Raw genomic sequence first — 14,351 nt, 5'->3', positions numbered from 1 at the left:
GGCGCGCAAGGCTCTGATTGGCGCCGGCGCGGCAGCGATCGCGATCGTCGGGGCGGCGCAGCTGGGGAGCGGCTCCGACATGTCGACGCAGGCCTTGCACCAGGGCACCGTGATCCTCTCGTCGCTCGCGTCCCGCGCCCGCATGCTCGCCTCGCCGCGGCACGATGATGTCATCCACGTGACACAGGTTCTGACCGCGGAGGACGGACGAAGCGGCGATCGCCGCCCTCTCACCGTCGATGTGTGGTCCGGCAAGGTCCGGCCACCCGACCTGGCGACGCCGGCGGGCGCAGCGCCGCCACCTCGGCGAACACTGCTGCTGTATACGCCCGGCTCAGCGCACGCGCGGACGGACAACGCGGCGACGGCGGCAGCCCTTGCACGGCAAGGCTATACCGTGGTGGCGCTCGACGATGTCGAACTGGCGCCGGAACTGAAGACCGCGGGAATCGAGCCGCTGCAATTCGATTTCAGCTCGGCGGCGGCCTACGATCACACCTTGCAGAGTGGCGACGAAAAGATCCATCGCCAAGCGCTACGGCTCGTCGAGGCGCTCGACCGGCTCACCTCGCTCGCACGGCGTCCGGATGCGCCGGCCTGGCTGCAAGGGCTTCGCCTCGACACCGTCGGAGCCTTCGGCTGGTCGCTCGGCGGCTCGACGGCGGCCGAGGCCAGCATCCTCGACAGCCGCATCAAGGCGTCCGTCAACCTGGACGGCTGGCTGTTCGGCAAGGCTGCGCGCGGCGGCGTCGTCGCGCCCTACATGGTCATGCTCAGCGACTTTCCGTTCCCGAGCGACGCTGACCTCGACGATCCGCTCGCCACCCGGCGCTACGAGGCGCGGTTGACACGTCGCGACCTGCTCGAGGAGCGGCGCCTCATCGCCCGTCCCGGGAGCTTGGGCCTCCGCTTCCCACATGCGGTTCACGAGAACCTGTCGGACATCGCCCTCGGCGCCTCGTTCTGGCGCACCTGGTTCCGTGTGGATCCGGTCAGGACCAAAGCGCTGGTCAATTCATGCCTCGCGGCGTTCTTCGACCACCACCTCAGGGGCGCGCCGCCGCAAGGATGCCTGGATCCGGCCTATGCGGCTCAGGGAGTCCAGCGCCTGACCACGATCGAGTGGCCGGGCGCCGGCACGGCCACGGCGCCCATGTAGTCGTCGGCAGGCGAAAAATGGAAAAGCTGCCACTGGGACGGCGCGTCGGGCGAACCGGCCAAGCGTAGCAGCCGGGGCTCCTCACGCGGCCCCAACGTGACGTCGAACGCATCGAGCGGCTGCGCAAGGCCGAGCCCGAGCGCTTTGATGACCGCCTCCTTCCGCGTCCAGCAACGATAGAAGCCCGCCAGCCATTCGGCGCCGCCATACGTGGCGAGTGCGGACAGCTCCGCCGGCGAAAAGGATATCTCGGCGACGCCTGGCTCCACGGGCGCGATCTGCTCGATGTCGAGACCGAACGGCACGGTCCGCCCGACGCCCAAGGCGCCAAGGGCGCCGGAATGGCTCAGATTGAAGAACGGCCGTTCGTCTTCGGCCAGGGCGGGCTTGCCGTGCGCGTTGTAGACGAAGCCGAGTGAAGCGGGATCCCGACCGACCTCGGCGCCGACGATGCGCCTCAGCATTCCCCGCGCCACCGTGAAACGATGCCGGTCGCGCTCGCGGACGAAGCGGGCCGCCTTGTCGCGCTCGTCCGGTGACAGCCATCGTTCGAGATTGCGCAGCTCATCGGCCGTTCGGTCCAGGCCGAAGAGCCACACGTCGATCTGGCTGGTCAATCCACAATGCCTCGTGCTGGCGGGTCACGGCCGGTTCGATACTGTGCACCGGGCGAGGTCCGTTGCCCAGCCGGCGTCCCTCAGGCCGCGAAGAGGGCGGGGCTTGTCTCAGCGCGGCCGGTGGGGATGGCGGGGCCGGCGCGCGGGATCGGCCGCTCCTGGCCCGTGATGCATCCGCCCGTGTGCCGTCCATCTGCCCGGCGGCCGCCCAGCGGACCAAAGCGCCGACGAGAGGCGGCGGTGGGGCCGCCGTCGCGACGCGTTACGACATCGATGGCTTCGTGCGTTGCCGGGCGCTTCCTTGGCGATCAGGCCGACACACCCCATCGCCAGGGAAGCGCCCCGGATACAAATGGTCTGACTGTTTGTCCCGATCAGACGGCCGCGTCTGATCGGGACATGCTCGTCGCGGGGACCGATGCCGGGCCTCCGCAGAGGCCGCCTATCCGGCCCTCGCCGCGGCCCGCACATGATTGCGACGGAAGCTGCTGAGCGAAGGCGGAGCCGGGAAGGCCTCGCCGCTCTCGGCAATTTCGTCGGCGACACGCGCGAGCTCGGATACCGTCGGATGTCGGATCAGATGCTTGGCCTCGAGCCCGAGGCCCTTGTCCAGCATGCGCGCCGCGATTCTGAAGACGTGAATGGAATCGGCGCCGAGCGAGAACAAATTGTCGTCCACGCCCACCTCGTCGATTTGCAGAACATCGCTCCAGATGCCGGTCAGCATCCGTTCCGTGGCATTGCGAGGCGCGACCGGAGAACGGATGTCGCGCGAGCGCGACGCCTCCGACTTGGGCAGGGCCTTGCGATCCAGCTTGCCGTTGGGCGTCAGCGGCAGGGCATCGAGACATACCCACTGCGCCGGCACCATGTAGTCCGGAAGACGGCCGCTCATATGGGCCTGCAACTGGCCCGCCTCCACCATCTGTCCCGGCTGCCGGACGTAATAGCCGACAAGTCTGCTGGACGTGCCCTGGCCGACCAGGCCGACAGCGGCCGCTGCGACGCCGGGGCAGTCGCGCGCAACGGACTCGATGTCCTCCAGCTCGATGCGGAAGCCGCGCAGCTTGATCTGCAGGTCGTGGCGGCCAAGGTGCTGGATGCGCCCGTCGGGCAGCCGGCGCGCCAGGTCACCCGTATGGTAGAGGGTGCGTGGCGAGCCGCCGTCGACCGTCTCCTCGCGGAACGCCGCCGCGGTCAGCTCCGGCTGCCCGAAGTAGCCTCTCGCCAGCCCCTTGCCGCCGATGACCAGCTCACCGGCGACCCCGATCGGCGCGATCCGCCCGCTCACGTCCAGCACGTGCAGCTCGGTGTTCAGCACGGGCTCGCCGATGGTGATCGGGCCGTCGTCGAGCATCACGCGTCCGGCGCTGGACCAGATCGTCGTCTCGGTCGGGCCATAGACGTTCCATAGCTCCCCTGCCCCGGCACCGAGCTGCTCGGCCAGGTCGCGCGGCAGCGGTTCGCCGCCGCAGAGCATGCAGAGGCCGTCGTACGGCTTGAAGCCGGCCTCCAGGAGCATGCGCCAGAGCGACGGAGTCGCCTGGATGTGCGTCGGCCGGACCTTGTCGATGGACGCGACCAGCCCGAAGCCGCCGCGCACGTCCTCCCGATCCGCGATCACGACGGTGCCCCCCGTGATCAGCGGCAGGAACAGCTCGAGCATGGCGATGTCGAACGTGACCGTGGTCACGGCCAGGAGGGTGTCGCCCGCAGCGAACCCCGGACGCTCGGCGAACGACCACAGCAGGTTGGCGACGGCGAGGTGGCTGATCTCCACCCCCTTCGGCGTTCCCGTCGACCCCGAGGTGAACATGACGTAGGCGGAGTCGTCGGGGCTCACCGCCGGCAGCTCGATCGCGCGCGGTTGCATATGGCTGCCCGTCGCCATGGCGAGATCGACCACCGGCAGCCCCGGCGCCAGGGTGCCGTAGCGGACGTCGTCGGTCACGATGGCGGCCAGGCGCGCATTGTCGGCGACCAGGCGCAGCCTGGCTTCCGGGTGATCGGGATCGAGCGGCACGAAGGCATGTCCGGCCTTCATGATGCCGACCAGGCCGACCACGAGGTCGAGCGAGCGCTTTGCCAGAATGGCGACCCGGCTGCCCGGTTCCGGCACGAGCTCGCGCAGGCGCCGCGCCAGCGAGTCGGCCGCCCGGTTGAGCTCCCAATAGGTGAGCGCCCGGTCCCGCCACTGCACGGCCTTCGCATCGGGCGTGCGCTCGGCTTGCGCGTGGACGAGCTCCGGCAGGGCGCGCAGGTCGAGATCCTCGCGCACCGTGGCGTTGAGCGCCCGGCTCAGCCAGTCGAGCTCGGCGGCGTTGACGACGGCGACGTCGCGCACGGGCCGCCCGGCATCTTCGGCCAGGGAGCGGAGCGCCTGTTCGAAATGCCCGAGCCAGCGCCCAATCGTTTCCGCGTCGAACAGATCGGTGTTGTAGTCGCAGTCGAGCCGCAGCCCGTCGGGTCCCTCGATCACGTTCAGGAACAGGTCGAAGTTGGTGAACGCCTTGGCGTTCGGCGTGACCTGGGCGGTCGCCTCGCCGAACTTGAGCACGTCGCCGAGCCGCTCCAGGTTGAACTGCACCTGGGTCAGGGGCAGCCGCGAGGGATTGCGCGGCAGGTTGAGGTTCCGCACCAGGGTGCCGAAGGTGAAATCCTGATGCTCGTTGAGGTCCACCATGGCCTGCTGAACCGACTTCAGCAGGGTGCCGGCGGGTGCATCCGGGTCGATCTGGGTCCGGAGCGGCAGGAAGTTGACGCAGTGGCCGACCAGCGGACCGCCGTCCACCAGGCTCTGGCCCGCGGTCGGGATCGCGACGACCTGGTCGGTCTCGCCGGTCAGGCGCCACATGACGATCTGGAAGGCGCTGGCGAGCGTCGTGAACAGCGTCGCTCCCTGCCGGGCCCCCGCCTTCTTCACCGCGCGGTAGAGCTCGACATCGATCGCAGCCCGGTAGGTGTCCCCGGCGTACGTCTTCATCTCCTGCCTGGGCCGGTCCGACGGCAGCTCGGTGTCCGGCGGCAAGAGCTCGAAGCGCTTCAGCCAGTAGCCTTCGCTCGCCGTGGCCGCCCCACCCCGCGCCGCCTGATCGAGCGCATAGCGGCGGAACGGCAGCGGCTGCTCCAGCGCCGGCAACTGCGCGCCAAGCCGCGCCTCATAGAGATGCCCCAGCTCCTGCAGGACGATGTTCATCGACCAGCCGTCGCAGACGATGTGGTGCGCCGTCAGCACCAGCAGGTGGCTCGCCGGGCCAAGCGCCACGAGCGTCGCCCTGACCAGCGGTCCGCCGACCAGGTCGAACGGCGTCGCCGCGTCCTCCCGCAGGAAGGCCGTCAGCTCGGCCTCCGGGTCACCAGCCGCGCCCACGTCCAGCAGCTGTATCGGGATGGTGACGTCCGGATCGACCTCGAACATCTCGCCGCTGCGGTCGAAGCGACCGCGCAAGGCGTCGTGCCGCACCACCACCTGGTCCAACGCGTGCTGCAAGGCAGCGGTGTCGAGGGGCCCCTCGAACCAGACGCTGACCGATTCATTGAACGCGCAGGAGATCTCGTTGCCCCCTTGGGCGGCCAGCCAGATCTCGAGTTGCGGCTCCGTCGGCGCGACCTTGTCCGGCAGCGGCGGCACGGGCGTTGCCGCCGCTGCCACCACCTTGGCCGGGATCGGGCCATCGGCAAGGATGCCGACCTCCTGAAGCGCATCGAGGCTCTGGGAGAAGATGCGCGCGACAGTCTCGACCTCCGCGTCGCCGTGGGCCGTCGTCAGGAACGCCGGGAAGCCGTCCTGAATGTGCAGGCCGAGCGAACGGGCCTGCTGGAAGAACAGGCCGCCGAGCCGATCCTCCTCGGTGAAGTTCAGGTAGAACCAGCTGCTGTAGGTCTCGGCCCGGGTAGCGATGCCGCGCCGCTCCAGGTCCGCGTTGATGCGGCCGACGAGCTCGGCGGTACGTCCCGCAAGCCCCTGCTGGAGCGCCGGGCCGGCCTCGCGCAGGTGCAGCAGGACGGCGCGAGCCGCCGCGAGCGCCAGCGGATGGCGAACGAAGGTGCCGGCGAAAAACGTCGGTGCGACCTCCGGCACGGAATCGTCGCCGTAGCGCCACTGGCCGCCGTCGAGCGCGTCCATGAAGCGAGCCGAGCCGGCCAGGACACCGATCGGCAGGCCGCCGCCGACGACCTTGCCGTAGGTCGCAAGATCGGCCTTCAGGCCGAGCACGGCCTGCATGCCGCCCGGATGGGTCCGAAAGCCCGTCACCACCTCGTCCAGGACGAAGGCGGTGCCGGACTGCTCGGTGACGGCGCGCAGCTCGCGCAGGAACTCGATCGGCAGGAAGCCGGGGTGGCGGCTCTGCACCGGCTCCGTGATGACCGCGGCGATGGAGTCCGCATTGGCCTTGATCCACGCCAGGCTGTCCGGCGCGCCGTACGGCAGCACGACCATGTTGCCGACCGAGCCGCGCGGAATGCCCGGCGCCACCGGCAGGGCGCGCGGCGGCGCGGTGCGGCTGCCGCCCTTGACCAGCACCTCGTCGAACTGGCCATGATAGCCGCCGCCGAACAGCACGACCCGGTCACGCCCCGTGACCGTGCGGGCGACGCGCATCGCCGCCATCACGGCCTCGGAGCCGGTGTTGCAGAACGTCACCCGTTCGTTGCCGGTGAGCTCGCTGATCAGATCGGCGACCTCGCCGGCCAGCGGCGACTGCGGACCGATCGCGAAGCCTTCCGCCATCTGGGCCTGGACGGCTTCCATGACGAAATCGGGGGCGTGGCCGAAAGCGGTCTGGCCATAGCCGTTGACCAGATCGACGTATTCGTTCCCATCCAGGTCCCAGATGCGCGCTCCCTTGGAGCGGGCGCAGACGACGGGAAAGACGATCTCCTTCCACTCGGCCCGGAATCCAGCGGCGGCGCGCGGATCGGCCAGCGTCGTACGATGCGTCTGGGTGTAGGCCTTGGAGCCGGGCGCACGCGCGCTCAGCCGCCGCGCCAGATCGTCGATGAAGCCCTGCTGTGCCGCAGTCAAGGCCGCCGCAGCTGCCTTGGCGGGCCGATAGACCTGGAAGCGGGAGCCGGCGTCGGCGGCGGCCAGCGGCACCTCGACGGGAGCCGGCTCGGTCGCCGCAGGCGCAGGAGCGGCTGCCGGAACGATCGCCGGCTGCGTCGGAACGACCACGGCGGACGGCCGGGCGTCAACGACGGCGGCACTGTCGAGCCCTGCACCAGCCCCTTGCAGCATGCCGATCTGCTGACTGATGACCTGCTGCATCACGCCAAGCTGCTGGCGGAACAGATCGGCGATGCCGCCGGCCGGCGCCGCAAGGGGCATCATCACAGGCGCGGGCGGCGGCGCAACGGGCTGAGCCTGCACAGTGGCGACAACTTGAGATTGCACCGGAGCAGGGGCCGGCACGGGCGCAGCCGTGGGAACTGCGGCGGCGGCGGGGGCCGCCGGAGCGCGTGGCGCGACGTGCGGCGCCAGGTACGCACCAAGGGCGGCGACCGTCGGCAGATCACCGAGGAGCTGCCGGAACGTGAGCGGCACCTTGAAGGTCTGCTGCACGCGTGTCGCCACCTGGGCGAGGAACAGGGAATCGAAGCCGAGCTCCAGAAACGACGTCTGGCGATCGCCGTCGGCGATCGTCTCGCCCGAGAGATCTTCGAGAATGGCGACGATCTCGGTCTCGACACCCGTGTCGGCATGAACGGCATGCGCGGGCGCCGGCTCGAGCTGATCGGGCATGGAGAGCATTCCTTCTGTGTTGTTCACGCTGATTTCGGCAGGCCGCTGGTCCGCCGGCGTCGGCGACTCACGGACGGCCCCGGGGTGGTCGGACGCCGGTGCGCCGGTGACGGGCACGGGCGGCTCGACCCAATGTCGCTGGCGCTGAAACCGGTAGGTGGGCAGGGAAACCCGGCGCCGGCCGGGCCCGGTCAGCGCCGTCCAGTCGGGCTGGACGCCATGGGCCCAGAGGGCACCGACCGCATCGCGCAGGGCGACGACGTCGTCCCCATCCGACGGCAGCGTGCCGTAGATGCCGGCATACTGCTCCTTCCGGAGTGACTGCCGCGCCAAGGTCGTCAGCGTCTGTCCGGGGCCAACCTCGAGCACAATGGGCCGGTCGAGCTCGCCCAGCGTCGCCATGGCCTGGCTGAAGGCCACCGTCGACCGGCATTGACGCCCCCAATAGTCGGGCGCTCCGGCCTCGGCGTCGGTGACCCAGGTGCCGCTGACGCTGGATACGTAAGGAATCGCGGGGCGGTCCGCCCGCATGCCAGCGAACCGCTGCCTGAGCGGCTCGACCACGGGCTCCATCATCGCCGAGTGGAAGGCGTGCGTCGTCCGCAGCCGCCGACAGGCGATCGAGCCCGCGGCCAGCACCGCCTCCAGTGCCGCGATCGCCTCGCTGCTGCCGGCCGCCACGCTGTTCTTCGGGCCGTTGACCGCGGCAATGTCGACGCCGGCCGGCAGTTGCGGCGCGAGCTCCTCGGCCGCCAGCCTGACCGACAGCATGACGCCGCCGGGCAGAGCCTGCATGAGGCGGCCGCGATCGGCGATCGCCCGTGCCGCGTCCTCGTAGCTGAACACCCCGGCGATCACGGCGGCGGCGAGCTCGCCGATGCTGTGGCCCACCATCGCGTCCGGCTTGATGCCCCAGCTCATGAGCAAGCGCGCGGTGGCATGCTCGATCAGGAACAGCGCCGGCTGGGTGTTCACCGTCGCATCGAGCGGATCATCTCCCTCCGGCGCCGCATCCGAAAACAGAAGCTCGCGCACGTCGGTCCCGGTCACCTCCGCGACGCACGCGGCCCCCTGGTCGACCAGGGTGCGGAACAGCGGCTCGCACGCGTACAGCCCCCGTCCCATGTTCCTCGCCTGCGCGCCCTGGCCGGGAAACATGAAGACGACCGGACGTCCCGGCTCGGCCTTGGCCGAGACCGCCTGAGCGCGCAGCCTGGCCACCAGCTCCGCGGATGAGCGGGCCGCCACGGCGGTGCGCCAGTCGAAGTTGCGACGGCCGACCTGCAGGGTATGGGCGATATCGCCGAGCGGCACGGCGGCGTGACGTTCGACATGATCGGCCAGCGCCGCCCTGGCCTCCGCCAGCGCCTGCTCGCTCCTGGCGGAAAGCGGGAAGACGAACGCCGTTTCGTCCGGATCGGGCGCCCGCGACGGCCCGACCGGTGCCTCCTCCATCACCACGTGCACGTTGGTCCCGCCCACGCCCAGGGCGCTGGTGCCGGTCCGCCGCGGCGCGCCTCCGGCCGGCCAGGCCCGGAGCTCGCGATTGAAGTAGAATGGGCTCGCGGTCAGATCGATGCCCGGGTTCGGCTGTTCGAAGTGGAGCAGCGGCGGGATCTCGCCGTGGCGCAGCACCAGCGCCGTCTTGATCAGACCGGTCACGCCGGCCGCGGCGTCGAGATGGCCGACGTTTCCCTTGACCGAGCCAAGGGCGCAGAAGTCGCTCTTGTCGGTCGTTGCGCGGAAGGCCTTGCCGAGCCCCGCGAACTCGATGGGGTCGCCCAGCGGCGTGGCGGTGCCGTGAGCTTCGACGAAGCCGATCGTATCGGCCGTGACGCCAGCCTGCTGATGCGCCAGCGCGATCACGCGCGCCTGCCAGTCCACGCTCGGCGAGGTGAAGCCGACCTTGCCGGAGCCGTCGTTATTGACGGCGCAGCCGCGAATGACGGCGTAGATCTGATCGCCGTCGGCGATCGCGTCCTCGAGCCGTCGCAGAACCACGAGCGCGGCGCCGCTGCCGAACACCGTTCCGCCGGCGGCAGCGTCGAAGGGCCGGCAGCGCCCGTCGGGCGACACCATGCCGCCATCCTGGTGCAGATAGCCGCGCTGCTGCGGAAATGAGATCGATACGCCGCCGGCGAGCGCCATGTCGCATTGATAGGTTTGCAGGCTCTGCGCGGCCTGGGCCACGGCGAGCAGCGACGTGGAGCAGGCGCTCGCGATGGTCATGGCCGGGCCATGCAGGTCGAGCTTGTAGGCGACGCGCGTCGCGATGAAATCATGCCCGGCGCCGACCAGCAGCGGATACTGGCCGACCTGAAACTCGTTGGTGAACTCTTCGATGATCCGGCGGTCGGCACAGACGTTGCGGAGAAAGTACGTGTTGAGCGAGCAGCCGGCGAATACGCCGATGGCGCCTGCGAACGTCGCGGGGTCATGACCTGCGTCCTCGAGCCCTTGCCACGCGCACTCCAGGAAGACGCGGTGCTGGGGATCGGTCAGCGCGGCCTCTCGAGCGTGCATGCCGAAGAACGATGCGTCGAACTTGTCCACGTCCGTGAGGACCGGGCGCGCGGCGACGTAGCTCGCATCGGCGCGAACCTGCTGGTCAAAGCTATCGTCGATGTCGGCAGGGTCGAAGTGCGAGATCGACTCCACGCCCCCGCGCAGATTGCGCCAGAACGCCTCGACCGAATTCGCACCCGGAAAGCGCCCGGCGACTCCGACGATGGCCACGGCGCCAACGTCAAGGAGCTCGCGCACGGCGTCGCCGGTGGGCTCCACATCGGTCAAGGTGTTCATGGCGTCCGCTCCAGGCTGCGCTGACGAAAGCGCTGCAATGCCGCCTGGCGGGAGGCGCCGCGCGCCGCCGCATCGTCGGCGAGCCGATGGAGCACCGGCCCATCGCCGCTGAGACGCGCCGCCAGAGTTGCTACGGTGGGGTTCTCGAACAGGGCGACCAGCGGCAGGCTCGGCAGGCCGAGCGCCTTCAGACGCGCGTGCACGTTCATCAGCAGCAGCGACGTGCCGCCCAGATCGAAGAAGTTGGCGTCGCGCGGCACCTGGGCCACCCCCAGCACGGCCGCCCATACGCCCCCGACGGTGGCCTCCATGCCGGCCGCGGGGGTCGCGCCGATGGGGCGGCCGAGCGCCGCGGGCACCCCGGCGACGAGTTGCGCGCGGTCGATCTTGCCGTTCGTCGTCAGCGGAAACGCGTCGATCGCCACGAAGGCCGAAGGCACCATGTAGGCCGGCAGTGTGCGGCGCAGCCGCTCTCCCATGCCCGCGACGATGTCGTTGCGGGGGACGCTCACGGCCGGCTTGAGGAAAGCGACGAGGCGGCGGCTGCCGACCGGCCCCTCGCACACCACGACGGCGGCATCGACTACCCCGGCCTCGTTGCGGAGCGCCGTCTCGATCTCGTCGACCTCGACGCGCTTGCCGTCGAGCTTGATCTGGCGATCGATCCGGCCGAGGAACTCATAGGCTCCGTCCGGCCGGCGGCGCGCCAGGTCTCCGGTGAGGTAGAGCCGCTCGCCGACAGCCGGCACGTCGACGAACTTGCCTGCGGTGAGCTCGGGCGCGTTCAGGTAGCCGAGCGCAAGGCCGTCGCCGCCGACGCACAGCTGTCCGGGCTGGTCGGCGGTGACGGGGCGCAAATCGTCGTCCAGCAGGTATGCGGTGCCATGGGCGATCGGCCGCCCGATCGGGATCGGCCCGCCATCGTCGGCCTCGATCGGATGGCAGCACGAGAAGGTGGTGTTCTCGGTGGGCCCGTAGCCGTTGACGAAGCGGCAGTGGGGCAGCGCCTGCCGTGCGCGCTGCATATGGGACGGCGAAAGGACATCGCCGCCGGCGAGGATCTGGCGGAGCGGACGCAGGCCATCCAGGCGCTGCTCCACGAGCAGATGAAACAGCCCTGCCGTGAACCACGCCGTCGTCGCACCGTATGCGGCGATCGCCGCGACGATATCGTCAAGGGACGGCTGCGTTTCAGACACGACGGCGAGCTTCGCGCCATTCAGCAGCGCCCCCCAGATCTCGAACGTGCTGGCATCGAAGGCCAGCGGCGCCAGATGAAGGAAGGTCTCGTCGGCCTCGAAGCGTGCGTAGGTCTGATCGGAGACCAGCCGGACGATGGCGCGATGCGGCACGACCACGCCCTTCGGGCGGCCCGTCGAGCCCGACGTATACATAATGTAGGCCGCGTCCTCGGGCCCCGCGATCGCCGGCAGGCTCTCGGCCGCCTGCGGCTCCGCCTCGGCCATCGCCTGGTCAAGGTCGACGAAACGGCCGACGCCGGGCGGCGCCAACGCTGCGCGCCCCAGCACGAGGGCGGGCGCCGCGTCGTCCAGCATCGTCGCAAGGCGGGCCTGCGGATAGGCCGGATCGAGCGGAACGAAGGCGGCCCCGGTCTTGAGGACCGCAAGCATGGCCACGATGGTGCTGGCCGACCTTTCCGCCAGCAGCACAACCCGGTCGCCATGGCCGACGTTCACGCTGACCAAGTAGCGGGCCAGCTTGTTCGAGCGCCTCTCGATGTCCTGGTAGCCGTACGCGCGCGTCTGCTCGATCACCGCCATCGCCGACGGCGTTTCCGAAGCTTGCCGAGCGAACACACCGTGGACGGTCGCCGCTCGATCGAAATCTCGCATGTCTGATCTTTCAGCAGTCTTGGCTCATCAGGGAACGTCGCCGGGGACGGACGCGCTCCGTTCTGGTTGCGCCCACTGTGACTTCAATCGTGACACTGCGCAGACGATGAAAATGGCGGATCGACGATCTCCTTTCGGAGTAGGCCACTCCGTCTTAGAGGCGCGCGGTTTCGTCCTTTGGAGACGGCCCGGCGAGACCGCGCTCCGGGCATTGTAGGGCGCACAACCGGGGGACGACCCGCCGTGCGCAGGCGTCGGCGTCGCGATGCTGCATCATGCAGACGCAGCCCCGGTTGTTGTCGGTGCCCGAGCTCCCGTTGTGGCTGGGTCTGCGGTTTGACGGCGTGGCGCATGCTTGCGGCATTCCCGGGAGCGCGCGGCTCACCTATGCCCGGCATCGGCACAGCACCTGCCGTGCCGTTGGAGGCGACAGCACCAGGAGGCCAGGCGTATGACGAGCATCTATCCAGGATCGCTGCCTCGCTCGCTACAGCAGTCGTCCGGATCGGGTATCGGCGATCTGGTCGCGATTTCGACACTAAGCCTTGCCGGCGCCGTCGTGTCCGTATCGATCCAGGGATTCGTCTTCGGAGCGTCGAACAATATCTTCCACCTGCCCTTCTTGCTGGGGCTCTACAACGATAGCCAATTCCAAGACGATACATACATTCAATCGCTCAGATATTTCGTCTCGTCATTCTGGATATTGATCAAGCCGCTCGTCACGGACAGCAACGCCTACACGATCTTCCTGACCCTGCAGGTGTTGTCGCGCGCCCTGACCTTCGCTGGATTCCTTGCCTGCGCCCAACTTCTGGGCGTCAGCTCTCTCCCCGAACGCCTCATTTTCGGTGCAGGACTGATCCTCGTCTCGACCATGCAGGGCTGGTCGGCCGCGGGCGCGGGCGGCCTGTTCATCAATCATTTCACCCACTCGGAGGTCGTGAATGGCCTGACGCTGCTGATCCTGTTCATGCTCCTGAAAGGCCGCACGGCGTCCGCATTGACGCTCAACGGCGTCGCCTTCTCCGTCAATGCCTTCATGGGGGCATGGAACCTCGTGCCCATGGCGCTGCTCCTCGGGCTGCGCTGGTGGACGGAGCCTGCCGCGAGGCGCGATCTCATGTGGCGGACGGCGATCGGCGTCGCCGGCTTCCTCCTGCTGGCCCTGCCGACGGTGCTCTGGATCAGCGCGGCGTCCACCGGACAGCCTGCCTACCAGCCCTTCGAATACATCCAGTACTTGCGCGACTTCGGCGCCCCGCATTTCCTGCTGGACGGCATCCGAGACGTGAACAAGGCCTACCTTGTCGTCGTCGTCCTTCTTGCACTGGTGTCGCTGAGTTTTTTCGGCGGGACGGGGCAGCAATTCACGATCGCGCTGTTCGGCTTCGCTCTCGTGTATCTGGTCGGCATCGCCGCTCCATATCTCACCGGCAGCCGCCTCATCCTGAATCTCCACCTTCTCCGCGTCAGCTACGCCGCCCATCTGCTGGCCACACTCGGCATTCTGGCATTGCTCGCCCGCTGGCTGACGAGCTCGCAACCCGTCGAGCGCGTCATCCTCGGCCCGCGCTGGCTCTGACCTCCTGTACAAGTCACTGGCTCGCACCGCTCACCCTTCTCGTGCTCGTCGCGGCAAAGCATGCCGACCGCCTTCCTCTTGCCGCCGCCGCCGGCAGGCTGCGCCGGCCGGCAGCCCTTGCCGCCATCGCAATGATCTGTGGCGCTGGGATTCTCGGCTTCCACGTCGCCAAGACGCGCGCCAACCTGCTTGAGGCGCGGCAGAGCAACGCCATCATCGAGGAGTGGCGCGAGATCGGGGACTGGGCCCAACGCGCCACCCCAGCCAACGCCATGTTCCTGTTGCCCTTTCACGACTTGGGCGAGGTCTCCGTCCCCTTCGAGGCGCTGGCCCGCCGCAGGCAGTGGGTCTGCGAGCGCTGCGGCGCCGCCGTGATGTGGGCTCCCTGGTACTACGCGACGTGGAGCCGACGAATCGACGAGACGAGCGCTCTCGACTCGCTGAACGCGATGATGGCTTACGCACGCAAGCACGGCATCGACTACGTCGTCGCAGCACGCGGGGAGTTGAGGGGCCAGGATCAGGCAGCGGTGTTCCAGACACCCCAATTCGCTGTATTCGCGGTGAGTGCTCGGTAAATGATCTCATGAAC

The 14,351-nt window shown here is 69.1% G+C and carries 6 protein-coding genes; 3 read left to right on the top strand and 3 right to left on the bottom strand.

Annotated features, from left to right (window positions below):
- Window positions 1-79 precede the first annotated feature (79 nt).
- Window positions 80-1,159 carry an alpha/beta hydrolase gene (locus tag ACZ5PO_RS24740; RefSeq protein WP_464184586.1) on the top strand — a complete coding sequence of 360 codons (1,080 nt, stop codon included), beginning with the start codon at window positions 80-82 and terminating at the stop codon, window positions 1,157-1,159.
- On the opposite strand, the gene ACZ5PO_RS24735 is transcribed toward ACZ5PO_RS24740, so the two are convergent.
- The 3 genes from ACZ5PO_RS24735 to ACZ5PO_RS24725 all read right to left on the bottom strand — a co-directional run bounded on the left by ACZ5PO_RS24735 (window position 1,093) and on the right by ACZ5PO_RS24725 (window position 12,174).
- Window positions 1,093-1,776, bottom strand: a complete 684-nt coding sequence (locus ACZ5PO_RS24735; RefSeq protein WP_464184585.1) for a 4'-phosphopantetheinyl transferase family protein — start codon at window positions 1,774-1,776, stop codon at window positions 1,093-1,095. The genes ACZ5PO_RS24740 and ACZ5PO_RS24735 overlap by 67 nt on opposite strands.
- Window positions 1,777-2,218: 442 nt before the next feature.
- A complete protein-coding gene (locus ACZ5PO_RS24730) occupies window positions 2,219-10,321 on the bottom strand; it encodes an amino acid adenylation domain-containing protein (protein ID WP_464184583.1) in 8,103 nt (2,700 codons plus the stop codon).
- Complete coding sequence (locus ACZ5PO_RS24725; RefSeq protein ID WP_464184582.1) at window positions 10,318-12,174, bottom strand: amino acid adenylation domain-containing protein; 1,857 nt, start codon at window positions 12,172-12,174, stop codon at window positions 10,318-10,320. The genes ACZ5PO_RS24730 and ACZ5PO_RS24725 overlap by 4 nt, the downstream gene beginning before the upstream one ends.
- A gap of 451 nt (window positions 12,175-12,625) precedes the next feature.
- On the opposite strand from ACZ5PO_RS24725, the gene ACZ5PO_RS24720 reads away from it, so the two are divergent.
- Window positions 12,626-13,759, top strand: a complete 1,134-nt coding sequence (locus tag ACZ5PO_RS24720) for a hypothetical protein (RefSeq protein WP_464184580.1) — start codon at window positions 12,626-12,628, stop codon at window positions 13,757-13,759.
- A 41-nt stretch (window positions 13,760-13,800) separates the two neighbouring features.
- Window positions 13,801-14,337, top strand: coding sequence for a DUF6798 domain-containing protein (locus tag ACZ5PO_RS24715; protein WP_464184578.1), 537 nt, complete (start codon window positions 13,801-13,803; stop codon window positions 14,335-14,337).
- Window positions 14,338-14,351 lie beyond the last annotated feature (14 nt).

It is taken from the genome of Chelatococcus sp. KU-N122, from assembly GCF_055391085.1.
The sequence above is the reverse complement of the archived record's forward strand: the minus strand, read 5'-3'. Positions and strand labels throughout refer to the sequence as shown.

What these genes read in the sequence shown, in the direction of transcription:
- ACZ5PO_RS24740 (WP_464184586.1), top strand. Translation starts at nt 80, where the DNA reads ATGTCGACGCAGGCCTTGCACCAGGGCACCGTGATCCTCTCGTCGCTC.
- ACZ5PO_RS24720 (WP_464184580.1), top strand. Translation starts at nt 12,626, where the DNA reads ATGACGAGCATCTATCCAGGATCGCTGCCTCGCTCGCTACAGCAGTCG.
- ACZ5PO_RS24730 (WP_464184583.1), bottom strand. Translation starts at nt 10,321, where the DNA reads ATGAACACCTTGACCGATGTGGAGCCCACCGGCGACGCCGTGCGCGAG.
- ACZ5PO_RS24725 (WP_464184582.1), bottom strand. Translation starts at nt 12,174, where the DNA reads ATGCGAGATTTCGATCGAGCGGCGACCGTCCACGGTGTGTTCGCTCGG.